Source organism: Pseudomonas sp. LB3P25 (assembly GCF_054897985.1).
Genome location: NZ_CM142711.1, coordinates 1,751,091 through 1,773,976, shown reverse-complemented (window position 1 = coordinate 1,773,976; position 22,886 = coordinate 1,751,091). Strand labels below are relative to the sequence as shown.

The following is a 22,886-nucleotide window of genomic DNA, read 5'->3' as shown; positions in this document are numbered from 1 at the left end:
TGTCAGCGAATGAGTGAAATCGATGGAAGCGACAGCTGTGTTTATGAGGCACTGGACTATCCCGACGCGGGTGAGATGCGGGTCAAATCTGAGTACGTTATGAAGATTGGCATACTCCTCAAAACCGGTCGGCTGAGTAAGACTGAGGCGGCGCAAAAGCTCGGATTGTCGCAGGAGGAGCTGAATGAAATGCTCCGCGGAAAATTTCGCGATTTGACTGTGGCAAAGATCTCGGAATATCTAAACCTGCTACTGGACGAACGCAGCTAGTTTGGTTGTGAAACTCGGGCCGCTCCATGGGGCGGCCCGGCGGCACATCATCAAGCGTTCTGAGGTTCCACCTGATCACCAACGTTTTCCATCTCCGACCACCAGGCTCCACCCCGCTGCGGATACATCACATTAAACGCCTGCCCCATCTGCGGCGTGGTGATCGAGACATTCCGCTCCCAGGCCAACGCCAGAATGCGGTCGAAAGGTTCGTACCAGGCGTGCATCGACAAATCGAACGTGCCGTTGTGAATCGGCAATAACCAGCGACCTTTGAGGTCGATGTGCGCCTGTAGGGTTTGCTCCGGCTGCATGTGAACATGCGGCCACTCGACGTTGTAGGCACCGGTTTCCATGAGCGTCAGGTCGAACGGGCCGTACTGTTCGCCGATGCGTTTGAAGCCGTCGAAATAACCGCTGTCGCCGCTGAAGAAGATCCGCGTGTCGCCGTCGATCATCACCCACGAGGCCCAGAGCGTGCTGTTGCCATCGAACAGACCTCGGCCGGAAAAGTGCTGCGATGGCGTGGCGATGAATTGGATACCGTCGACCTCAGTGCCCTGCCACCAGTCCAGTTGACGGACCTTGCTGGCGTCGATGCCCCACTTGATCAGGGTGTCGCCCACACCCAGTGGGGTAAGGAAGTACTTGGCCTTGTCCGCCAGTTTGAGCACGGCTTGATAATCAAGGTGGTCGTAGTGATCGTGGGACAGGATCACCGCTTCAATCGGCGGCAGCTCTTCGAGGCTGATCGGCGGCTGGTGGAAGCGCTTGGGGCCGGCCCATTGCACGGGTGAGGCGCGTTCGGCGAAGACTGGGTCGGTGATCCAGAATTTGTCCCGCAGTTTCAGCAGTACCGTGGAATGACCGAGTCGGTAAACGCTGTGGTTAGGTGCGGCGATCAACGCGGCCTGAGTCAGGGTTTGCACCGGGACAGGCGTCGTCGGGCGGGTGTTACGCGGTTTGTGGAAAATCATGTTCCACATGATGCGCACCATTTTGCGAAAGCCTTCGCGTTGCACAGGCGCATGGTTTCGGAAGTGCCCTTCTGCCTGACGGGATGCTTCAGGCGTGGAGGCGTTATCCGCAGGGGAAGTTGAAGTGGCCATGACTGAATGACTCCAGGAAAACCACCTGATTCGCAGTTTTCCGCTTGGGACGATAAATGGCCAAGGCACGCACGCATCAGCCGGAGATTCTATTGTTCGCTGCACAGGATTAACAAAACATTACACTGCACAGTGTAGTTTCTAGGTTGCATCAAAGCCGATCACAAGTAAACTGCCAAGTGTAATTCTCAGTTCTTCCTGCCGAAGCGTACTTATGACAGCTCCACAGCGTCTCACCGACCGAAAACGCGAAGCCATCATTCAGGCGGCGATTGCCGAATTCCGTGCCAACGGTTTCGACATCACCAGCATGGACAAGATCGCTGCCACCGCCGGCGTGTCGAAGCGCACGGTGTACAACCATTTCCCCAGCAAGGAAGAGTTGTTCGCCGAAATCCTCAATCAATTATGGGCGCGGGTGACGGCAGAACAAGAAACGCCCTACCACCCCGACCTGCCGCTGCGCGACCAGATGCGCCGGATGCTGATGGCGAAATTGCAGATGCTGGGCGATGATAATTTTCTCGACCTGGCGCGGGTGGCCATCGCCGCAACCATTCATTCCCCCGAGCGCGCCCAGAATATGGTCACCCGAATGGGTGAGCGCGAAGAAGGCCTGACCGTGTGGATCCGCGCCGCTCAGGCCGACGGCCGTTTGAGACCGGTCGCCGCCGAATTCGCCGCACAACAGATTCAGGGAATGCTCAAATCCTTTGCGTTCTGGCCACAGATTTCCATGGGCCTGCCTGGCCTGTCAGCCGAGATGCAGACCACCGTGGTGGAGTCGGCACTGGACATGTTTCTGGCCTGCTATCAGCTCTAAATCGAGTTGCAATAAATGACAATGTCCGCCGCCTTAGCGGTGATCGGTGGCGCTGAAAAAAACACCGTAATGTGTTTCAGAATGAAACTGGCGCTGGGGCTATAGTGAGCCTCAGTCCCAGCGCCATGCAGAGAGCACAATGACCACCACGACTTCCGACACCCAACCCACCCTCCCCGTCGACCATCTGCGCTTTCATCGCCCCCATGCACACCTGGCACCTACCTTCGGCAACGACAAGTTTGCCCTGCGTGCCGAGGCCTTCGCGCGGTTCTTCGGCACGCCGACCTTTCTCGGCGCGCAGACGCTGATCGTGGTGATATGGGTTTGCCTCAATCTGTTCGGCGTAGCCCACTTCGATCTCTACCCGTTCATCCTGCTCAACCTGGCGTTCAGCCTGCAATCGGCGTATGCCGCGCCGTTGATTCTGCTGGCCCAGACCCGTCAGGCGGCACGGGACAAAGCCCAGTCCGAAGCCGACGCCCTACACCGCGAATCCCTCGCTGTCGCTAACAGCGAACGCCAGGTACAAGCGGCGCAGAACACCGCGCAACTGCTGGAACTGCTCGAGCAAAACACTCGGCTCACCGAAATGACCAAGGCCCTCACCGAACGCATTGAAAGCCTGACCTCGGAAATGCATCAGCACTTCGTGCGCAAGGATCAGCCGAAGGTCTGACGCCCATCAAGGCCATTTCAACGCCCGCCCCAACTCATCGAACAACGTCACCACCGAGCGCAAGGCACGGCAGTCCGGGCGGGTCAGCAACCAGAGCGCTGTGTCGTAACCGTGTAACGGCTCGCTCAACGGTTGCAGCCCTTCACCGATGAGGAAGTCCGGCAATGCCGCGACACCGAGCCCGGCCCGCACCAGTTCAGTCACCGACAACATGCTGTTGCAGCGATAACCCGGTGTGACGCCGGGCAACTGCTGACGGCGCCACACGACGGTGGGGTGATCGGGGAGGAAGTCGTCTGGGGCGATCCAGGTCAGCGAAGCTAAGTCTTCGGAATCGACCGATTTCAGATACGCCTCACTGGCACAGACTCGATACGACACCTCAGCCAATCGCCGGCCCACCAAGTGCTCGGGCGGTGTGCGGGTCAGACGCAAGGCAATATCCGCATCCCGGCGGCTGAGGTTGGCGAAGTCATTGGAGGTACTCAACTCGATGGTCAGCGCCGGGTAGGACGGCATGAACCGCGCCAGCGCCGGCAACAGCAAACCCTGCAAGACCGAATCGGTGCAGGTCAGGCGCACCGTGCCGCTGATAACTTCACCGCCCTGCTCCACACCAATTCGCGCTGCCTCCAGCGCCTGTTCGGCCCGCTCAGCCTGCTCGGCCAGGGTCTGCGCCAAGGTGGTGGGCAAATAGCCGGCGCGGCTTTTTTCGAACAGCTGCTGACCCAGCGCGGCTTCCAGTCGACGCACAGCGCGAAATACTGTCGAGACGTCGACCTTCAACAGCGCCGATGCCCGGGCCAGAGAGCCGCCGCGCACCAGCGCGAGGATCAGGGACAGGTCGGGGAAATCCAGTCGATAGTGCATCGGTGCATTGATCAATTGGGATAACGCCAATATTGAGTGCGTGAACGCCAATCTATAGTGGGTGCCAGGAATCAACAAGCGTGGAGCACACTCATGGAAACCCGCCCAATCCGCATCGCCCTGATCGGCGATTACGACCCGCACGTCACCGCTCACCAAGCCATCCCCATTGCCCTCGGCATGGCCGCCGAGTATGCGGGCACAGACGTGCAGTTCCAGTGGCTGGCCACCGACCGCATCAGCGCCGATGCGCCATTGGCTGACTTCGACGGTTTCTGGTGCGTACCTGCCAGCCCTTACCGCGATATGGACGGGGCGTTGCGGGCGATTCGTTTTGCCCGTGAACAGCAGCGACCCTTCCTGGGTACCTGTGGCGGGTTTCAACACGCCGTACTTGAATACGCCCGAAATGTTCTGGGCTGGGACGATGCCGAACACGGTGAGACATCGCCGGATGCGGCGCGAGCGCTGCTCACGCCACTGACTTGCTCGCTGGTGGAGGCCGTTGACAGCATCCATCTGGTTGAAGGCTCGTTGATCGCCGAGGCGTACGAAAGCGCCGAGATTGTCGAAGGATATCGCTGCCGATACGGCGTTAATCCAGCGTTCGAACGTGAGTTGTTGACCCAACAGCTGTGCGCCGTTGGACACGATGCTTCGGGCGACTTGCGGGCAGTGGAATTGCGTGGGCATCCGTTCTTCGTCGCGACGCTGTTCCAACCTGAACGCGCAGCGCTCAAGGGCAATCTGCCGCCGCTGGTCCGTGCGTTGATCGCAGCCTGCAAGAGGCAGAAGCCATGATCGCCAAGACTCCGCCGCCGCCTTACTACGCGGTGATTTTTACCTCCCTGCGCACCAACGGTGATCACGGTTACGAGCAGGCCGCCACGCGCATGGTCGAGCTGGCCCGTGAGCAACCCGGTTTCCTGGGTGTGGAATCGGCTCGGGGTGAAGACGGGCTCGGGATTACGGTGTCCTACTGGGCCAGCGAAGCGGCGATCCTGGCGTGGAAACATCATCCCGAGCACAGTGAAATTCGCATACGCCCGCTCGACCTGGTATTCGTCTTGCCATACGCGGGTGTGCAAGGTTGAGCGGGCGTATGCGTTCAAGCAGTGAGTGGTTGTGGTGTTCTTAGGGCCGCCTTCGTCGGAACGCCGCCCGGAGCCGGCTCGCTCCCACATTGGTTTTGTGATCGACACATAACTAATGTGGGAGCGAGCCTGCTCGCGAAAGGGCCAGCGCATTCACTGCAAAAATATCAGCTCTGCACCAGACTGCGCACCGCCGAAATCTGCGGCACGTCCCGCCGATTCATGTACACCTGCAACGGCTCGGTGATGTTGATCCGGTCATCGATGTTCTGATCCAGCAACAACTGAATCAACTCACGCTTGAGCGTCATGGTCTGCCCGGAATCTGGGGCCCAGACGAATTCACTGGTGGGAAAAATGCCGTCGTCAGCCACGTCCATGCCGAAGGCGTCTTCGCTGAAACGAACAATGTAATGGCCGGTCTTGCGATTGAGGCCGACGAAGCCTTTGAGTTGGTCGGCGGCCTGGCAGATGAGCTCGGAAGTGATGCGCATGATAAACCTCACAAAAGGTCGTAAAGGACCGGTGATCGATGGTTTACACGCAGGGCAAGCGAATGGGCGTTCCCTCTGTCGGGGTAACTGCCGGGGCCAAGAGTACTGCAAAGAAGCGCACAAAAGCGCTGAAAAAATCTGCTTTAAACACGTTTATGTCGGTCTGGCGATAGCGCAAGCGGCGCTCAGTTGTTAAAAGATACGTCTTTGAAAATCTGCGAAAGGACCTCGACCATGCCTGTTCACTTCCCCAAAAGCGCCCTGCTGTTGAGTCTGATGCTGGGCCTCGGCCAGGCACAGGCCGCCAGCGAGCCAAGCTCCACCGCACTGGCCACCCGCATGGGCATCCCGCATCCGGCCGTGATCGCCCACCGTGGGGCGTCCTTCGATGCACCGGAATCCACCGCCGCCGCCTACAAACTGGCCCGCGATCTGGGTGCCGATTACCTGGAAATGGACCTGCAACGCAGCAAGGATGGCGTACTCTTCGCCCTGCACGACAACAACCTGCAACGCACCACCGATGTCGCCAGCAAATTCCCTGAACGCAAGGACCGCCCGGCCAACGAGTTCACCCTCGCCGAGCTGAAAACCCTGGATGCTGGCAGCTGGTTCAACACCGCCTACCCGGATCGCGCGCGTCCTTCGTACGCCGTTCTGAAAATCCTGACCCTCGATGAAATCATCGATATCGCCCAAGGCAACCCGCTGCACAAGCCTGGCCTGTACATCGAAACCAAAGAGCCGAAGCAGTTTCCCGGGATTGAGCGCGACCTCAAGGAAAAACTCCAGGATCGCGGCTGGTTGAGCCCGGCGGGTTCGAAACTGGCCAAGAGCGATCTGGCGGTTGGCCAAGGCAAAGGTAAAGTCGTGCTGCAAACCTTCGAGAAGAGCAGCCTCGAACTGCTCGAGAAGGAAATGCCGAAAGTGCCGAAAATCCTCCTGCTGTGGGTCGGCGAAGGCAGCATCGAGCCGAAATCCAAAGTGACGTTTGCCGAGTCAGGTGACAAAGACAAAGCCACTTATTACGCCAAACAACAACCGAAAGACAAAGCCGAATTCCAGCAATGGGTCGAGTACGCCAAAGCCCAAGGCGCGATCGGCACCGGCCCTTCTGCCGCGCTGACCCAGGGTGGCGATCAGAGCTACTCGGACCTGGTGCAACCGTGGATGAACCAGTTCACCCACGATCAGGGCTTGCTGGTGCACGTCTACACCATCGACGATGCCGTGGATTACCAGAAAGTCATGGACGCCGGCGTCGACGGCATCTTCACCAACCGCGCCAGCGAACTGCTCAAGTTCTACAAACGCCCGGCAGCGGCCAGTGTTGCGCAATTGCTGCAGAACAACGGTTACTGATCCGCGTTTGGCGATACCCCGCGAAGCTTTACTAACGACGCGGTTGGAGAATTAAGGGTGGATTAAGTTGCGCCGGATAGCCTGATCCCACTTAAACAGCTCATCCATGGAAAGAACCTCATGAAAACCCCGACTGCCCTGTTCGCCGCTGTTGCCCTGGCCCTCACCGCTGGCTTGGCCCAGGCCGATGTTCGTCCTGACCTGATCCCGGGTCTGCTCAAGGCGGGCACCATCATGGACCTGGAAAAACTCAACCAGGCAGCCCTCGCCCAGCACCCAGGCACCACCGCAGTAAACATCACCGATACCGAACTGAAACAGACCGCCACTGGCGCTTATGTCTACCAAGTGGAGATCCGTGACGCCAAAAACGTTGAGTGGGATGTAGATCTGGATGCCAAAACCGGCAAAGTACTTAGCAACAAACAAGACACGTAATCGCCTCACAATAAGCCGCACGATTTTCGGATCGTGCGGCTTTTTTGCACGTCAAATTAAGACAATGAAGTCGCGCCAACGCGGCGCCAGCCCGTTAGAATCCCAACACACTGTTCATGCAAGGATGGATTGAAATGGGTCAAGCAGCGGATGCAGACATCGCCCGGATGCTCGCGCTGCAGATCGAGGCCGAAGAAAACGCGCAAAGGACCGAAGCAGCGCTGAGGCAGGAACGCGAAGCCGCCGAACTGCGCGAACAGTTTATCGCCGTACTCGGGCATGACCTGCGCAACCCCTTGTTCGCCATCAGCGCCGGCGCCGAAATGCTCCTGCGCAAACTACCCGATCCGGCGAATCAGCAACGGGCCCGGCACATCCTCACCAACGCCCGTCGTGCGACCAAACTGGTCGATGACGTTCTGGATTTCGCTCGCGGCTCTTTGGGCCGTGGCATCCCGGTGAACATCGGGCCGTGCCCGGATCTAGAGGATGCCTTGCGGCATGTAATTTCTGAAGTTCGGAGCGTCCATCCCGACCGCTCCATTCAGTCATCCATCGGTGACCTGGGCAGCGTTCATTGCGATCGCGAGCGGGTCGCGCAGTTACTCTCCAATCTGGTGGCGAACGCAGTTGCTCACGGAGATCCCGATAGCTCGATCGATATCAGCGCGCAGATCAATGAAGGACAGTTCGTGCTGAGCGTTAAAAATCAGGGGCAGATTGCCGAGGATGCACTGCCGCACCTGTTCCAGCCCTACTCGCGACCGGCCAGCGGAACACCGCGGACCGGACTCGGGTTGGGGTTATACATTGCCAGTCAGATTGCGCAGTCCCAAGGGGGGAAACTGGAGCCGCTATCGACCGAGCAACAGGGCACGACGTTTACGTTCAGCTTGCCAGTGTGATCTGCCAGGCTCGAATCACTTGACCATAATGATCAACGGCTTGGAGCGCCAGATTCGGTCGTCTCTGACAACTTCATAAAAGGTAGTCACCAAACCCGGTGTGATGAAGGTTTCCTTCACATAGAAATGCACAGGGTTTACTTCTTCAATCTCGGTGATCTCATGCGTAAAAACTGTTTCAGTGCCTGCTTTGGTGATCCATACCACCTCAAGACGATCCCCTTTGCTCAAACCCTGTTTGTCAGGGACAGACGCCCGCAGACCGGGAGCCGAGGGTAAAGACACCTCACCCTCATACTCCTGACCTTCGACCGGCGTCATGCTCGGGATCGTCAGTTTTTCCAACACTTCAAGCGTAGACATGGGAACACTCCTTATCGGGATAATCGCGCCATTGCGCTGACCCGATCATCAAGCCGTCAGGAATGCGTCCCGTCTACTGTCAGAACTAACAGGTACCTTCTGAATCAAGGGGTTCGAAGCGTCGAATCCGACCAGCGGTCATGCCTGCTGAACGGGATATCAGGCCGAAGTGCTGACCAGCGATCCCGACGTACTGGAACCGGAATCCTGCAACGCCTGCAACAACGCCGCCGTCGCCGTCTGCAACGAGCCCGAAGTCGTCGCAATCTGCGACTGCGCCGCCGCGACGTCCGCCGCTTTTGCTTCGGCGCTTTCCTGCCTGGCCTGGGCCGCTTGTAGTTGCTGCTGTTGTTCCTGCAATTGCTTTTGCAGCTCGGCGATCTGCTTGCGCAGTTCTTTCACCGTATCGGACTCTTCGCTGCTGCTGGAACTGCTGCCGCTCGCCGCGGGGGCGCCACCGGCGGATACCTTGGAGGTGTCGCTGGACGCCTCAGCGGTTGCTGTGACTGACGTGTCTTCGGTGCCGTCGCTGACGGCAGTCTTGTTCGAAGCCGTCGAGGCCGTCGGGGTGATCGAAATGGAAGTGATGCTGACCATGGCGGTTTTCCATTGGGGTTATGGGATTACCGTGGTCATCGACATCGACACTGCGGACTTGAGATCGACTGTGTACCGATTCGGTAAGCAAACCGGTACACAGCCCTTCCCGTTACGCGCTTAAACGCGCGGTCACTTCATTCAACTGCCCCGACAACCCGTGCAGGTTGTGGCTGGCCGCTTCGGTGCGCTGCACGTTGTCCAGATTGGTGCTGGCGATGCTGGTGATTTCGGTGAGGTTGCGCGAGATGTCTTCGGCCACCGACGTCTGCTCTTCCGCGGCAGTGGCGATCTGGCGGTTCATGTCGCGGATGGCTTCCACGGCCAGGGTGATGCGCTCCAACATGGCGCCGGCCTGAGTCACTTGCTCGACACTTTCCTCACTGCGCGACTGACCGCTTTCAATTGCCTGAGCGGCGTCCACCGCACCGGTTTGCACCGTTTGAATGATCTGGTTGATCTCGATGATCGACGCCGCCGTGCGCTGGGCCAGGCTGCGGACTTCATCGGCCACCACCGCAAAACCGCGCCCGGCTTCGCCAGCACGGGCCGCTTCGATGGCTGCGTTGAGCGCCAGCAGATTGGTCGGCTCGGCGATGCCGCGAATCACTTCCAGTACCTTCCCGATGCGCCCGCTGTCGGTTTCCAGACGACGGATGACCGTGGCGGTATTGGCGATTTCGCCGCGCATTTGGGTGATGGTGTGAATGGTGCCCTGCATGACCTTTTCGCCCTGCTGGGCGGACTGGTCGGCATCGTCGGCGGCACGTGCCGCATCGGCAGCGTGGCGTGCGACTTCTTGCGCGGTAGCGGACATTTCGTTCATTGCCGTGGCCACCTGATCAGTACGGTTGAACTGCTCGTTAGTGCCGCTGGCCATCAGGGTGGCGATGGAATTCAGTTCACCGCTGGCGCTGTCCAGATCCTTGGCGCTGCACTGTAAACGGCTGAAGGTTTCGGCGAGAAAATCGCGCAGGGTGTTGGCGGCCATTGCCAGTTTGCCCAGCTCGTCCTGTCGGGTGCTGGTCACGCGTTCGGCGAAACGACCCTGGCTGAGTTGCGCCACGTACTCGATCAGTTTGCGAATCGGTTCCACCAGGTTGCGGTTGACCAGCCACAGGCTCAACAACCCGATCAACAGACCCGAGGCGAGCATCACAATGATCCCCAGCAACACAGTGCGATCGGCGTCGGCGCTGATCAGCTTCGATTGCTCGGCACCCTGCTTGCGCAATTCGCTGACCAACTCGCTCATCTGATCGCTGGTCGCGCGGTCCACACCTTTGACCGCCGTGTCGCCAGCCGTTGGGTCGGCACCTGCCGCCACGTAGGCATCACGGCCCTTCTGATAGGCCGCACCCAACAGGCGATGTTCGTCCCGCAGGCGTTCGATGCGAGTCTGGAGTGACGACTCGATACCCTTCTGCCCGGCCAGTTCGCCGAGGATGCCCTGCACGTCGCGCTGACGGTCTTCGAATTGCTTCCAGTATTTGTCCAGGTCCACAGGCTGCTTGCCGCGTAGCAGGACGTTTTTCCATTCCTGAACCTGCACCTTGAATTGCAGGTTGGCTTCATCGATCAATTGCGAGGTGTGCAGCGGGCCTTCGATCAGATTCGCGTAGTTCTGAACACCGCTGGACAGAAAATGAAAACAGGCCAGGGCGATCAGCAACATGGCCAACAGGCTGCCGCTCAGCAGGGCGAGAATTTGCGCTCTCAAGGACTTTTGCAAAAACATCGGAAGGTACTCATGACAGGAATGAGGCACGCCGGGGTGAGGCGTGAAAGAAGTCCGGACATCCCTGTCTGCGACCTTGGCCAGTGGCCAAAGCCGTGCAAGTTAACGTCAGCAGGATCGGCGTGCCAGAGCGGTTCTTTAATCAATTCCGACCGTCGGTAGTGCCACTATTTCGCCCCCACTGCGCTGTCACAAAACTGTTAAAACTCCTTGCGATGATGCGGCTCAAGTGAACCTGTTAAACCCGCCGTAACGCGATCCGCCCCTGTGGGATCGAGCCTGTGTGGCGAGGGGATTTATCCCCGTTGGGCTGCGAAGCGGCCCCGAAATCGAAAACCGCGGTGGGCCAAGTACACCGCACACGATGGTTTACGACTGCTTCGCAGCCGAACGGGGATAAATCCCCTCGCCACACAGGCTCGCTCCCACAGGGGCGCAGGCGAACGAAGGCTTCGCCAGCTGCTACACAACGCGACCGACAGCGCCTCCTTCAGTGAGACCTCATGAACCACAGCATCGACCAAAGCCATCGCGACACGGACCTGTTCGGTCTGCTGTACGGTTTCAGTTTTCGCCCCGGCGAGCGCGGCCGGGAGCTCGACTCGGCCAAGGCCTTGCAGTGCCTGCAACAACCCGGCGACACCGACGAATTTCTCTGGCTGCACCTGAACCTGGCTCATGCGGCGTGCGAGCGCTGGATGAAAAGCCATCTGGAATTGCCCGACGAGTTTTTCGAAGCGCTGCATGAGGGCTCCCGTTCGACGCGCATCGAGCATGTGGATTCGGCGTTGCTGGCGGTGGTCAACGACGTGGTGTTCAACCTCAGCAGCATGGTTTCGTCCGATGTTTCGACCCTGTGGGTTTGCGCCCGCAGTCGGCTGATCATCAGCGCGCGGCTGCAACCGCTGCACTCGGTGGACAAGCTGCGTTCGTCGGTGAAGGCCGGTGAATGCTTTCGCTCGCCGCTGGAATTGCTGGTGCATCTGCTGCGCGATCAGGGTGAAGTGCTGACCCAGATCGTGCGCAAGACCAGCCTCAGTGTCGATCAGATCGAAGATGAGTTGCTGTCCTCGCGGCTGTCGACCAACCGGGCCGAACTGGGCGCCAATCGTCGGGTGCTGGTGCGCCTGCAACGCTTGTTGGCGCTGGAACCGGGCTCGTTGCTGCGCCTGCTCAATCGCCCGCCGCAGTGGTTGCAGAAGGAGGATGTGAAGGAATTGCGCAAGTCCACCGAGGAGTTCGCGCTGATCATCAACGACCTCACGGCGCTGGGCGAACGGATCAAGCTGTTGCAGGAAGAAATCGCCGCCAACCTCAACGAACAGAGTAACCGCACACTGTTCACCCTGACCGTGGTGACGGTGCTGGCGTTGCCGATCAACATCATCGCCGGGTTCTTTGGCATGAACGTCGGTGGGGTGCCGCTTTCCGGCGACCCGGAAGGGTTCTGGATTCTGGTGGCATTGGTCGCGACGTTTACCGTGATCGCCGGGCGTTGGGCGTTTCGTAAACGCCAGGATTATTAAGCACGGTCGTTGGCCGTCACTGTGGCGAGGGAGCTTGCTCCCGCTGGGCTGCGAAGCGGCCCCAAATCTGCAGCCTGGTTTCTTCAGATAGACCGCATCCACCGATTTGCGACTGCTGCGCAGCCGAGCGGGAGCAAGCTCCCTCGCCACAGGTATGCGGTGGACTCGGATCAACGGATCTGCAAAAACCCAAAACACTGACCCAGGGCAGTCTCTCTGTAACATTCAGCAACGATCATGGGCGACACTCCTTCTCTCCTCAGGATTGTCCGTCATGGCTACTCCTTCCTTCACCGCCGCCCAGGCGCCCGCCAGTAGCGCCAAACCGCAACTCGATAAAAAGCCCGGCTTGCTGACCATCGTGATTTTCTTCGCAGTGCTGGGCTGCGGGCTGCTGTTCACCGCCTACAGCCTGATGCACGACATGAACGAACTCGGCACCGTGGTGACCACCTGGACGCCGTTTCTGCTGTTGGGCGTGGCGCTGCTGATTGCCCTCGGCTTTGAGTTCGTCAACGGTTTTCACGACACCGCCAACGCCGTGGCCACGGTGATTTACACCAACTCCTTGCCGCCGAATTTCGCAGTGGCCTGGTCGGGGTTCTTCAACTTCCTCGGGGTGCTGCTGTCCAGCGGCGCGGTGGCGTTCGGCATCATCGCCCTGCTGCCGGTGGAGCTGATTCTGCAAGTCGGTTCCTCCGCCGGTTTCGCGATGATCTTCGCCCTGTTGATCGCCGCGATCCTGTGGAACCTCGGCACCTGGTGGCTGGGTTTGCCGGCGTCTTCGTCGCACACCCTGATCGGCTCGATCATCGGCGTCGGCGTGGCCAATGCTCTGATGCACGGCCGCGACGGCACCAGCGGCGTGGACTGGGCGCAGGCAACCAAAGTCGGTTATGCGCTGTTGCTGTCGCCGCTGATCGGCTTCGCGTTTGCTGCGCTGTTGCTGCTGGCCTTGCGTGCTTTCGTGAAGAATCGTGCGCTGTATAAAGCACCGAAGGGTGACACTCCGCCACCGTGGTGGATTCGCGGCATGTTGATTCTGACCTGCACGGGCGTGTCTTTCGCCCACGGTTCCAACGACGGTCAGAAAGGCATGGGCCTGATCATGCTGATTCTGGTCGGCACGCTGCCGATGGCTTACGCGCTGAATCGCACCATGCCGGCGGACCAGGCGCTGCAGTTTGCTGCCGTGGCCGAAGTCACCCAGCAAGCGCTGGTCAAAAGTGCTCCGCTGCCAGCGCCGGCCGACCCGCGTCCGGTGCTGTCCGATTACGTGCGCAGCAAGGAAGTCACGCCGCAACTGATCCCCGCCCTCGCCGCGTTGACCGGCAATATCGGGAATGAAGTGAAGGGTTACGGCTCGCTCTCGAAAGTCCCGGCCGAGGCCATGGGTAACGTGCGTAACGACATGTACCTGACCAGCGAAACCATTCGCCTGATGGACAAAAACAAAGTCGGCAACTTCGACGCCGACACCACCGGCAAACTGCAACTGTTCAAGCAGCAGATCGACAACGCCACGCGGTTCATTCCGCTATGGGTGAAAATCGCGGTGGCCATCGCCCTGGGACTGGGCACCATGGTCGGCTGGAAACGCATCGTGGTGACGGTCGGCGAGAAGATCGGCAAGACCCACCTGACTTACGCGCAAGGCGCCTCGGCGGAAACCGTCGCGATGCTGACCATTGGCGCCGCCGACATGTTCGGTCTGCCGGTCTCAACCACACACGTGCTGTCTTCGGGCGTGGCCGGGACCATGGTCGCCAACGGCGGCGGCTTGCAGATGAAGACCATCCGCAACCTGCTGATGGCCTGGGTGCTGACCTTGCCAGCGGCGATTCTGTTGTCGGGCAGTTTATATTGGTTGTTCACCAAGCTGTTCTGATCAGCCTAAACACCAATCCCTGTAGCAGCTGGCGCAGCCTGCGTTCAGCTGCGCCCTGTGGGAGCGAGCCTGCTCGCGAAAGCGGTATGTCAGCTGCATTTATGTCGACTGACACTGCCTCTTCGCGAGCAGGCTCGCTCCCACAAGGTGCGCAGCCGAACGCAGGCTACGCCAGCTCCTACAGGGATTTTTTTTGCCCGGAAAACGCATTTCGTCGCAAATTCAGGGGATTGCGTTTTTATTGATGCACCAACCGCCGGATTGCACTTCAGTTTGCTAACGTGTGGCCGACTCTTAAGAGACTCGATGCATTCAGGAGTGGAATCGTGAATCTGTATATCAATCAGCTTCAGCACAAAGCTGACTTCAAAGAAGCCATCTACGCCGGCGACATCTTCCTGAACACTCAGCTGCGCGCCGCCAAAGAGCTGTGTGCATTCGCCCAGGAAAGCATCACCGCCGCCTTCGATGGCGAGACCAACCACCAGGCCCTGCACACGCTGATGCCGGTGGAAGAATTCGTGGTACTGGTGACGCGCCTCAAGGGCCAGTTCACCAACAGCCAGCGCGCCAAGGACCTGATCCTGTCGTTTATCGACGAGATCGGTGTCGACCCGCGCGAGTACATTTTCGACGTGCCGCGCATTCGCGTGGTGCCGAACTATGACTACCTGCACGCCGGTGTCAGCTACGCCTACAAACCTCATCGCGACACCTGGTACGGCGGCGTCGATTGCCAGATCAACACCTGGATGCCGGTGCACACCATTCGCCCCGACCAGACCATGATGATCAACGCCGGCTACTTCGACGTGCCGGTGAAGAACACCTCCAGCGAATGGAGCCTCAACGACTGGATCAACAACCAGCGGCATAAAGCCAAGGACAACCTCAAAGAGGAAGTCCGCATGCACCCGGTGCCGCTGGAGGCGATCAACACCGCGTCTGAAGTGCGCATCGCCGGCAATACCGGCGAGATGCTGATCTTCTCCGGCTCGCACTTGCACGGCACGGTCGCCAACCACACCGATCAAACCCGCTTCAGCGTGGACTTCCGCCTGATGCACCTCGACGACCTCAAGCACAAGCGTGGCGCGATCAACGTCGACAGCGCCTGCCCTGACGTCGGCTCCGGTTTCAAAGACTATTTTCACGCCCACGACTTTTCGAATTTCCAAGGAATCCAGCAATGACCAAGCGTCGCATCACGCCCGCCGAGGCCCAGTACAACGAAACCCGTGCCAACGTTCTGAAACGGGTCGATGCCGAGTACGTGGCCGACGCGCCGTTCGTCTTCGCCAACCGCATCGGCGTGACCGCTGCACTGTCGCGCATGGAGCTGTTCAAGAAAGTCGCCGAAGTACCAGGCGCGATCATCGAGTGCGGCGTGTACAAGGGCAACTCGCTGATGCTCTACATGCACCTGTCGATGATTCTCGAGCCGTACGCGATCAACCGTTCGATCATTGGCTTCGACACCTTCGAAGGTTTCCAGAGCATCGACAAAAATGAAGACCCGGCCGATGTCAACGAGACCATGTTCTCCGACACCGACCAGTCGCTGATCCAGGACATGATCGACGCCAACGACCTGTTGCGCCCGGTCAACCGCATCCCGCGTTGCGAGCTGGTGAAGGGTGACATCGTCAAGACCGTGCCTGAGTGGGTCAAAACCCGTCCGGACCTGGTCGTGGCCATGCTGATCCTCGACACCGACCTGTATGAATCGACCAAAGTCGCGCTGGAAACCTTCCTGCCGTACATGCCAAAAGGCGCGGTCGTGGTACTCGACGAAGTCGCTTACCGCAACTTCCCGGGCGAAACCAAAGCCCTGCGCGAAGTACTCGACCTGAACAAGATCGAGCTTAAGCGTTTGCCGTTTGACAGCTGCGTAGGCTATTTCCACGTCTGACACAAAACCCCTGTGGGAGCGAGCCTGCTCGCGATAGCGGTCTGACAGTCAATGATGATGTTGAGTGTGGAGGCCTCATCGCGAGCAGGCTCGCTCCCACAGAGGAAGTGTGTTGTTTTTCATGTTGTGGATTGGATGAGGTTTGCCAGCCAGTCCATGAACGCTCTCACCCGCAACGGCAAATGCCGTTGCCGGGCGTAGAGAAGAGAGACCTCCATCGACGGCGCACTGAGCTGCGGTAATACCGCCACCAGCTCGCCACTGAGCAGGTGGGGCTGCATGCCCATCAACGGCGCCTGGATCAAACCAAAACCGCCCAGACACGCCGACTCGTAACAATCGGTGCTGTTGACCGTGACGCTGCCCGCCATCGGTACTCGATGCAACGTGCCCTCTTGCTCGTACAAAAAACCCTCCGACCGTGAACCCAGTACGCCGACGTAATGGACCAGCCGATGCTGCGCCAGATCTTCAAGCCGTTCAGGCACGCCGTAACGCTGCAGATAGGCGGGGCTGGCACAGTTGACCATCGCAAAATCGCACACGTGGCGAGCAACCACCGATTGATCCGGCTGCGCGCCGACTCGCACCACGCAATCAAACCCTTCGCTGAGCAAATCGACCCGGCGGTCGGTGCTGCTGATTTCCAGCTCGAGATGGGGGTGCTGAGCCATGAACTCGGGCAGACGTGGCATCACCACCCGACGGGCCAGAATGTTCGGCATGTCGATGCGAATCCGCCCAACGAGTGACGCCTCGTCCTGGCGAAACAGCCCTTCGATTTCGTCCATGTGCGACAGCAAATCCTTGCTGCGCTCGTACAACACCAGGCCGTCCTGAGTCGCCTGAACCTTGCGCGTGGTGCGTTGCAGTAACCGCGTGCCGACCAGCATTTCGAGGGCCTGGACGTGCTCGGACACGGTGGACCTGGGCAAAGCCAGGCTTTCACCCGCGAGGGTAAAACTCGACATCTCGGTGACGCGAACGAAGGTGCGCAGCAGTTCCAGCTTGTTCATGGGTCGACCTTTATTGTTCGGATTAACCGACCAGTGATTCCGATTCAAGCCTGTTTATCACTTCAGGACGGATAAATAAACTTCCTCCACGTCATCACCCACTGCTCCTTGAGGAAGTCCCATGAACCATAAAATCGCACTGATCACTGGCGTCAGCCGCGGCCTTGGCAAAAACGCAGCCCTGCAGTTGGCAGCCCAAGGCATCGACGTCATTGGCACTTACAACAGCAAGGCCGATGAAGCGCAGGCACTGGTCGCGCAAATCGAAAACCTCGGCGGTCGCGCTGCCATGCTGCAACTCGACGTTGGTCAGAGTGAACGCTTCGCCGACTTCGCCACCCAGGTCGCCGACGTCTTGCGCAGCCGTTTCGATTGCGAGCACTTCGACTTTTTGATCAACAACGCCGGCATCGGCCTGAATGCAAACTTCGTAGACACCACCGTCGCCCAGTTCGATTTACTGATGAACATCCATCTGAAGGGGCCGTTCTTTCTCACCCAGAACCTGCTGCCGCTGATGGCTGACGGTGGCCGCATCCTCAACGTTTCCAGCGGTCTGACCCGCTTCAGCTTGCCGGGCTACGGTGCTTACGCGGCGATGAAAGGTGCGATGGAAGTGCTGACGCGCTATCAAGCCAAGGAACTCGGTGCGCGCGGTATTTGCGTGAACACCCTGGCGCCTGGCGCGATCGAAACCGATTTCGGCGGCGGCACAGTGCGTGATAACAGCGACGTGAACAGCTATGTCGCCGGTAATACCGCGTTGGGTCGCGTCGGTCAGCCGGATGACATTGGTGCTGCGATTGCATTGCTTTTGGCACCGGGCAGTCAGTGGATCAACGGCCAACGCGTAGAGGCGTCGGGCGGGATGTTTTTGTAAACGCCATCAAGATCAAAAGATCGCAGCCTCGTTTCACTCGACAGCTCCTACATTGGAATGCGATCCCTGTAGGAGCTGTCGAGTGAAACGAGGCTGCGATCTTTGGCTTTTATCCCGAGACAGCCTGGCGCATTACCACCCGCTCGCGCACCACGTCATACACCCAGTGGTAAACGTAGGTGTACGGCAGGAAAAACAGCAACACACCGATGTCCAGCAGGAAGGCTTGCCACAGGCCGATGTTCAGCCACCAGGCAATCAGTGGCACACCGACCGCAACCAGACCGCCTTCGAACAACAGCGCATGCACAACGCGTACCCACGCGTTGTGCACGATGTCGTAGTGTTTGAGCACGCGGTCGAACAGGCCGTTGAAGACCACGTTCCAGGCCAGAGCAAGGGCGGCGATAACAAGGGTGACAACGCCCATCTCGAGCATCGGTTTGTCCATGATCCACGCCAGCAGCGGCGTACAGATCAGGATGGCCAGCAATTCGAAACCGATGGCCTGAAAAATACGTTCAGTGATGGATTTGTTGGCGCTCATTGCCAGACTCCTCTGAGTGACTGTGGTTGCCATGATCCTTCTTCACACCGATACTTCATAACCAATAACCATCGATCAAGGCGATAGTTCATGGCCTCTCAAGAAGTGTTGCAGGCCTTCGTTCAGGCAGCGACTCAAGGCTCGTTTTCCGCCGCGGCGCGCAAACTGAGCCGCAGTCAGTCGACCATCAGCGCCGCCGTGGCCAGTCTTGAAATCGACTTGAACCTGACACTCTTCGACCGCAGCAGCCGCAAGCCGAGCCTGACCCCGGCCGGGCATGTGATGCTGCAGCGGGCCGAAGAAATTCTGGCCGCCACCAGCCGACTGGAAATGACCGCCAGCCAATTGTCCCAAGGGGTTGAGCCAAAACTGACCGTGGCGATTTCCGACACCTATCAATCCGACCGTTTCGAAGCGGCGCTCAGTGCTTTCGAGCAGCGCTATCCAGACCTGGAACTTGAATGCCTGATCGCCGAATGCGATGACTTGGTGGCGCTGGTTCAACGCGGTCGAGCGCATGTGGCCTTCGCCGAAAAACAAGACAGTTACCCGCCGGACCTGGTCAGTTCGACCGTGGAAGAACGGACCGAGATTGCCCTGTTCGTGTCCCGCGAGCATGCGTTGGCGGCGCTGAGCCACATCGATCAGGACGTGTTGCAACAACACCGGGAGCTGCGTCTGGCGACGATCGTCAATCCGTATGAAAGCCGTGCAAAGGGGCGCGTCTGGTCGGCGCCGAGTTATCTGATGCTGCTGGAAATGGCCCAGGGCGGATTCGGCTGGGCGCCGTTGCCCCGGTGGCTGGTGGAGCGGTTTGGGCCAGGGACGTTGCAGGAACTGGACGTGCGCGGCTGGCCGAAACCGGTGTTCGTCGATGCACTGTGGTCGCGGCTGCATCCGCCGGGGCCGGCGGGGAGTTGGTTGTTAGGCAAGATGTTGGAATAGCGGTGCCACCATTCGCGAGCAGGCTCGCTCCCACAGTGGATCGTGGTGGTCACAAAATTTGTGTACACCACCAATCCCTGTGGGAGCGAGCCTGCTCGCGAATAGGCCCGAGAAATCACATCACTTTTAACGCCTTGATCCGAGCCTCGATAAACCGCCGCTCCGGCACTTGCTGCGTCAACTCCAACGCCCGCTCATACGCCCCCCGCGCCTCCTCAATCCGTCCCAACTGCCGACAAAACTCCGCCCGCGCCGAGTGTGCCAAGTGGTAATCCAGCAATTCCCCCCGCGCCAGAATCCCTTCAACCAACACCAGCCCCGCCAACGGCCCATCCCGTTTGGAGATCGCCGCCGCACGGTTCAATTCGATCACCGGCGAAGGCACCAACGCCAACAGCACGTCATACAGACCCACAATCTCCAGCCAGTCCGTTTCCGCCGCCGTGGGCGCTTCGGCATGCACCGCCGCAATCGCCGCTTGCAGGCAATACGGCCCGAAGTGCCGGGTTGTCAGTGCGCGCTCCACCAGTGCGCAACCTTCAGCAATCATCTCGGCGTCCCACAATGAACGATCCTGCTCATCCAGCACGATCAACTCCCCGCTCGCTGACGTCCGGGCCGGGCGTCGGGACTCATGCAGCAGCATCAGCGCCAGCAGCCCCATCACCTCGGGTTCGGGCAGCAGTTCCATCAACAAACGACCGAGCCGAATCGCTTCGCGGGTCAGATCCTCACGGGTCAGTTCCGCCCCCATGGACGCGGAATAGCCCTCGTTGAACACCAGGTAAATCACCCGCAGCACGCTGTCCAGGCGCTCGGGCAATTCCGCCAACGTCGGCACTTGATAAGGGATTTTCGCGTCGCGGATTTTGGCCTTGGCACGCACGATGCGCTGGGCGATGGTCGCTGGCGCCGACAGAAAGGCCCGGGCGATTTCTTCCGTGGTCAGGTCGCAGACTTCCCGCAGCGTCAACGGTACTTGGGCGTTCGCCGCAAGTGCCGGGTGGCAACAGGTGAAGATCAGGCGCAGGCGATCGTCTTCCACGTCTTCGTCACTCCAGTCGGCCTGCTCCAGCGCCTCCAGTTGAGCGATCAACATCGGTTGCGACGCGATGAAGCGTGCGCGCCGACGCAACACATCGATGGCCTTGAAGCGCCCGGTGGACACGAGCCAGGTACGCGGATTGTCCGGCACGCCGTCACGCTGCCAGCGCTCGACCGCGACGAAAAACGCCTCGTGCAAGGCTTCTTCGGCGAGGTCGAAATCGCCGAGCAAACGGATCAGGGTCGCCAGGATCCGCCGTGAGTCTTCGCGGTAAACCTGTTCGACCCGCGCCCGTACCGACTCGCCGGACATCAGTCCGGCATGCCTTCGGTCACCAACGTCACCAGTCGATCGAGGCTTTGTCCCCAACCGTCATGAAACCCCATGGCCTCGTGGGCCTGGCGATCCTCGAAGCTCCAGTGCATGGCGCGGGCGGTGTAGAGGGTTTTGCCGCCGCGATCTTCGAGCGTCACTTCGGCCGACATGAACGGCTTGCCCGAAGGAATCCAGCCGGGGATGAAAGCGTCCGTGAAGACCAGCCGTTCAGGGGCAACGATGTCCAGAAACACCCCCATGGTCGGGTACTCGGTGCCGTCCGGTGCGCGCATCAGGGTGCGAAACTGGCCGCCGACCCACAGGTCCATTTCGCACTCCGGCGTGGTCATGCCATGAGGACCCCACCACTGGACGAGCAAGGCCGGCTCGGTCCAGGCGCGGAAGATTTTTTGGCGTGGCGCGTCGATCAGACGGCTGATCGATAACTCGAACTCGGCAGGCTGTTTTTTATAGGGTTGCGGGCTCATGCAGGACTCCTGTTTTGTGAGGGTTATTCAGGGATTCAACTGGCGAACGGGACGCACCTCGACACAACCGACCCGGGCCGCCGGAATGTTGCCGGCGACCTGGAGGGCTTCATTGAGGTCTTTGGCATCGATCAGGTAGAAGCCGGCCAACTGCTCCTTGGTTTCGGCAAACGGGCCGTCGGTGATCGACATTTTCCCGTTGCGCATGCGTACGGTGGTGGCGGTTTGCACCGACTCCAGCGCCTCGGCGGCGACCATCCGGCCGCTGCCCTGGATCGACTCGGCATAGGCCATGCATTCAGCGTCATTCGGGCTTTCGGGCAGCGAGTGCAACTCGCGCTCGTTGCTGTAGACCAGGCATAAATACTTCATGGGGCTCTCCTGAATCGAACTGATGAACTATGGCTGCAGATTGGCGCTTTCGCGACATTCCCGACGAATCAGCACGACGCTCAGGGTTCCAGGTTGAACAGCACCGTGCCGCTCATCATGTCGAACGGGGCCGACCAGTGTTCATGGACAATGCGCCATTGCCCATCGTCGCGCCGATAGCAGGCGGTCACGCGCATCCAGCAGGCCTGGGTTTCGCCCTTCTCGTTAGTGCCGCCGCAATGGGCCAGCCAATGGGCGAAGGCGATGTGCTCGTCTGCCACGATGTTCATATGGTCGAAATCAAACTTGTGCGCGCCCTGGCACATTTCCATGCATTCCTGCCAATGCGCGCGGTAGGCCGCCTTGCCCCGAAATTGCAGGGCTTTGACCGCGTCGTAGGAGACGATGTCCTCGGCATACAGGGGCATGAGTTTCTCGACATCCTTGGCGATGACCGCCTGACGATAGGTGTCGATCAGGGTCTGGATTTCGTGGGTAGCGTTCATGGTGGTTCTCCGTGTTTTTTGTGGTGAAGACACCCTTAGTCGTCTGGCGAAAAGCCAAATCGACAGCCGAAATAAAAATAATCCAGGAACACAAACTCGTTAGAATTCGAAACACATTTATGGTGGAAAAAGGACACTCCAGTGACAGCCCGACTCGTGCCTTACGACAGCCTGAACGCGCTCCAGCGTCAGCAAGTCGAGGCCATTGAAGTTCACAAAGAACAAATCAAGTTCTCCGGCGACATCCACGGTGCGTTGCACACCTTGCTGTCCAAACCCGGCCCCGGCGTCAAAGGATTTGCGCTACTGGTCGAGGATGTTCCCGTGGCCTTTCTGCTGCTCAAGCGCCCGCCCGTGTTGCCGGCCTGGGCCGATGAACACAGCGCCACCCTGCATGCGCTGCAAGTCGATCATCGGGCTCAGGGCAAAGGCTATGGCAAGGCCTGTCTGCAAGCCCTGCCGGACGTCGCGCGTCAGGCGTTTCCGGAAATAAAGGGGCTGGAGTTGTCAGTGGATGCGGATAACGAATCGGCCATCGCGCTTTACGCAAAATTCGGCTGGGTCGACAGCGGCGAAGCCTACAGGGGCCGGATCGGTTACGAACGACGCATGGGTCTGATTTTTTGAGGTGGTGATGCTCAACAGCCTCGAAGAGCGGCAGTTCGATGCCCAAGACAGCCTCTACTGACACAACGCCTGAACCA

General features: G+C 59.4%; 25 protein-coding genes and 2 pseudogenes. 15 read left to right on the top strand and 12 right to left on the bottom strand.

Annotated features, from left to right (window positions below):
- Positions 1-9 precede the first annotated feature (9 nt).
- Positions 10-270: an XRE family transcriptional regulator gene (locus ACYZTW_RS07750; protein ID WP_462004397.1), complete on the top strand. Its 261-nt coding sequence runs from the start codon at positions 10-12 to the stop codon at positions 268-270.
- Positions 271-320: 50 nt separating this feature from the next.
- Here ACYZTW_RS07750 and ACYZTW_RS07745 read toward each other — a convergent pair whose 3' ends face one another.
- Positions 321-1,379 (bottom strand): MBL fold metallo-hydrolase, encoded by a 1,059-nt coding sequence (locus tag ACYZTW_RS07745; protein ID WP_462004396.1) that lies wholly within the window; start codon positions 1,377-1,379, stop codon positions 321-323.
- 214 nt (positions 1,380-1,593) lie between these two features.
- Here ACYZTW_RS07745 and ACYZTW_RS07740 point away from each other — a divergent pair, with 214 nt between their 5' ends.
- Together ACYZTW_RS07740 and ACYZTW_RS07735 are read left to right on the top strand one after the other, a co-directional pair.
- Positions 1,594-2,202: a TetR/AcrR family transcriptional regulator gene (locus ACYZTW_RS07740; RefSeq protein WP_462004395.1), complete on the top strand. Its 609-nt coding sequence runs from the start codon at positions 1,594-1,596 to the stop codon at positions 2,200-2,202.
- A 139-nt stretch (positions 2,203-2,341) separates the two neighbouring features.
- On the top strand, positions 2,342-2,881 hold the full coding sequence (locus tag ACYZTW_RS07735; protein WP_462004394.1) for a DUF1003 domain-containing protein: 540 nt from the start codon (positions 2,342-2,344) through the stop codon (positions 2,879-2,881).
- Between the two features lie 6 nt (positions 2,882-2,887).
- Here ACYZTW_RS07735 and ACYZTW_RS07730 read toward each other — a convergent pair whose 3' ends face one another.
- A complete protein-coding gene (locus tag ACYZTW_RS07730) occupies positions 2,888-3,829 on the bottom strand; it encodes a LysR family transcriptional regulator (RefSeq protein WP_462005718.1) in 942 nt (313 codons plus the stop codon).
- A gap of 15 nt (positions 3,830-3,844) precedes the next feature.
- On the opposite strand from ACYZTW_RS07730, the gene ACYZTW_RS07725 reads away from it, so the two are divergent.
- Both ACYZTW_RS07725 and ACYZTW_RS07720 read left to right on the top strand, forming a co-directional pair.
- Complete coding sequence (locus tag ACYZTW_RS07725) at positions 3,845-4,552, top strand: CTP synthase C-terminal region-related (seleno)protein (protein ID WP_462004393.1); 708 nt, start codon at positions 3,845-3,847, stop codon at positions 4,550-4,552.
- A pseudogene (locus ACYZTW_RS07720) lies at positions 4,549-4,870 on the top strand (antibiotic biosynthesis monooxygenase family protein). The gene ACYZTW_RS07725 and the pseudogene ACYZTW_RS07720 overlap by 4 nt, the downstream one beginning before the upstream one ends.
- Before the next feature lie 142 nt (positions 4,871-5,012).
- Here the strand turns inward: ACYZTW_RS07720 and ACYZTW_RS07715 are convergent.
- On the bottom strand, positions 5,013-5,339 hold the full coding sequence (locus tag ACYZTW_RS07715) for a DUF2025 family protein (RefSeq protein ID WP_462004392.1): 327 nt from the start codon (positions 5,337-5,339) through the stop codon (positions 5,013-5,015).
- A gap of 234 nt (positions 5,340-5,573) precedes the next feature.
- Here ACYZTW_RS07715 and ACYZTW_RS07710 point away from each other — a divergent pair, with 234 nt between their 5' ends.
- The 3 genes and pseudogenes from ACYZTW_RS07710 to ACYZTW_RS07700 form a co-directional block, all read left to right on the top strand.
- A complete protein-coding gene (locus ACYZTW_RS07710; RefSeq protein WP_462004391.1) occupies positions 5,574-6,701 on the top strand; it encodes a glycerophosphodiester phosphodiesterase in 1,128 nt (375 codons plus the stop codon).
- A gap of 120 nt (positions 6,702-6,821) precedes the next feature.
- A complete protein-coding gene (locus ACYZTW_RS07705; protein ID WP_462004390.1) occupies positions 6,822-7,139 on the top strand; it encodes a PepSY domain-containing protein in 318 nt (105 codons plus the stop codon).
- Between the two features lie 158 nt (positions 7,140-7,297).
- Positions 7,298-8,044: pseudogene (locus tag ACYZTW_RS07700) on the top strand (sensor histidine kinase); the annotation flags it as partial.
- A gap of 15 nt (positions 8,045-8,059) precedes the next feature.
- On the opposite strand, the gene ACYZTW_RS07695 reads toward ACYZTW_RS07700, so the two are convergent.
- The 3 genes from ACYZTW_RS07695 to ACYZTW_RS07685 form a co-directional block, all read right to left on the bottom strand.
- Positions 8,060-8,407: a hypothetical protein gene (locus tag ACYZTW_RS07695; protein ID WP_462004389.1), complete on the bottom strand. Its 348-nt coding sequence runs from the start codon at positions 8,405-8,407 to the stop codon at positions 8,060-8,062.
- 159 nt (positions 8,408-8,566) lie between these two features.
- The gene (locus ACYZTW_RS07690) at positions 8,567-9,004 is read right to left on the bottom strand and encodes a hypothetical protein (protein WP_462004388.1); all 438 of its coding nucleotides are present in this window, start codon (positions 9,002-9,004) and stop codon (positions 8,567-8,569) included.
- Positions 9,005-9,116: 112 nt separating this feature from the next.
- Positions 9,117-10,742 carry a methyl-accepting chemotaxis protein gene (locus tag ACYZTW_RS07685; protein ID WP_462004387.1) on the bottom strand — a complete coding sequence of 542 codons (1,626 nt, stop codon included), beginning with the start codon at positions 10,740-10,742 and terminating at the stop codon, positions 9,117-9,119.
- Between the two features lie 503 nt (positions 10,743-11,245).
- Between ACYZTW_RS07685 and ACYZTW_RS07680 the strand changes: the two genes are divergently transcribed.
- From ACYZTW_RS07680 to ACYZTW_RS07665, 4 genes are all read left to right on the top strand, one after another.
- Positions 11,246-12,268 (top strand): transporter, encoded by a 1,023-nt coding sequence (locus tag ACYZTW_RS07680; protein ID WP_462004386.1) that lies wholly within the window; start codon positions 11,246-11,248, stop codon positions 12,266-12,268.
- A 274-nt stretch (positions 12,269-12,542) separates the two neighbouring features.
- A complete protein-coding gene (locus ACYZTW_RS07675; RefSeq protein ID WP_462004385.1) occupies positions 12,543-14,156 on the top strand; it encodes an inorganic phosphate transporter in 1,614 nt (537 codons plus the stop codon).
- 326 nt (positions 14,157-14,482) lie between these two features.
- A complete protein-coding gene (locus ACYZTW_RS07670; protein ID WP_462004384.1) occupies positions 14,483-15,349 on the top strand; it encodes a 2OG-Fe(II) oxygenase family protein in 867 nt (288 codons plus the stop codon).
- On the top strand, positions 15,346-16,068 hold the full coding sequence (locus tag ACYZTW_RS07665; protein ID WP_462004383.1) for a TylF/MycF/NovP-related O-methyltransferase: 723 nt from the start codon (positions 15,346-15,348) through the stop codon (positions 16,066-16,068). The genes ACYZTW_RS07670 and ACYZTW_RS07665 overlap by 4 nt, the downstream gene beginning before the upstream one ends.
- 119 nt (positions 16,069-16,187) lie before the next feature.
- Here the strand turns inward: ACYZTW_RS07665 and ACYZTW_RS07660 are convergent, their stop codons facing one another.
- Entirely contained in the window at positions 16,188-17,084 is an 897-nt protein-coding gene (locus ACYZTW_RS07660) for a LysR substrate-binding domain-containing protein (RefSeq protein ID WP_462004382.1), read from the bottom strand.
- A gap of 121 nt (positions 17,085-17,205) precedes the next feature.
- On the opposite strand from ACYZTW_RS07660, the gene ACYZTW_RS07655 reads away from it, so the two are divergent.
- Entirely contained in the window at positions 17,206-17,964 is a 759-nt protein-coding gene (locus tag ACYZTW_RS07655) for an SDR family NAD(P)-dependent oxidoreductase (protein WP_462004381.1), read from the top strand.
- 109 nt (positions 17,965-18,073) lie between these two features.
- On the opposite strand, the gene ACYZTW_RS07650 is transcribed toward ACYZTW_RS07655, so the two are convergent.
- Positions 18,074-18,511, bottom strand: coding sequence for a multidrug/biocide efflux PACE transporter (locus ACYZTW_RS07650; protein ID WP_462004380.1), 438 nt, complete (start codon positions 18,509-18,511; stop codon positions 18,074-18,076).
- Between the two features lie 90 nt (positions 18,512-18,601).
- On the opposite strand from ACYZTW_RS07650, the gene ACYZTW_RS07645 reads away from it, so the two are divergent.
- Complete coding sequence (locus ACYZTW_RS07645; protein ID WP_462004379.1) at positions 18,602-19,456, top strand: LysR family transcriptional regulator; 855 nt, start codon at positions 18,602-18,604, stop codon at positions 19,454-19,456.
- A gap of 115 nt (positions 19,457-19,571) precedes the next feature.
- Here the strand turns inward: ACYZTW_RS07645 and ACYZTW_RS07640 are convergent, their stop codons facing one another.
- The 4 genes from ACYZTW_RS07640 to ACYZTW_RS07625 form a co-directional block, all read right to left on the bottom strand.
- Complete coding sequence (locus tag ACYZTW_RS07640) at positions 19,572-20,813, bottom strand: RNA polymerase sigma factor (RefSeq protein ID WP_462004378.1); 1,242 nt, start codon at positions 20,811-20,813, stop codon at positions 19,572-19,574.
- Positions 20,813-21,304 carry an SRPBCC family protein gene (locus ACYZTW_RS07635; RefSeq protein ID WP_462004377.1) on the bottom strand — a complete coding sequence of 164 codons (492 nt, stop codon included), beginning with the start codon at positions 21,302-21,304 and terminating at the stop codon, positions 20,813-20,815. The genes ACYZTW_RS07640 and ACYZTW_RS07635 overlap by 1 nt, the downstream gene beginning before the upstream one ends.
- A 27-nt stretch (positions 21,305-21,331) precedes the next feature.
- Entirely contained in the window at positions 21,332-21,676 is a 345-nt protein-coding gene (locus tag ACYZTW_RS07630; RefSeq protein ID WP_462004376.1) for a YciI family protein, read from the bottom strand.
- A gap of 80 nt (positions 21,677-21,756) precedes the next feature.
- Complete coding sequence (locus ACYZTW_RS07625) at positions 21,757-22,182, bottom strand: YybH family protein (protein ID WP_008151160.1); 426 nt, start codon at positions 22,180-22,182, stop codon at positions 21,757-21,759.
- Positions 22,183-22,323: 141 nt separating this feature from the next.
- Between ACYZTW_RS07625 and ACYZTW_RS07620 the strand changes: the two genes are divergently transcribed.
- Positions 22,324-22,809 carry a GNAT family N-acetyltransferase gene (locus tag ACYZTW_RS07620; protein ID WP_462004375.1) on the top strand — a complete coding sequence of 162 codons (486 nt, stop codon included), beginning with the start codon at positions 22,324-22,326 and terminating at the stop codon, positions 22,807-22,809.
- Positions 22,810-22,886: the final 77 nt, after the last annotated feature.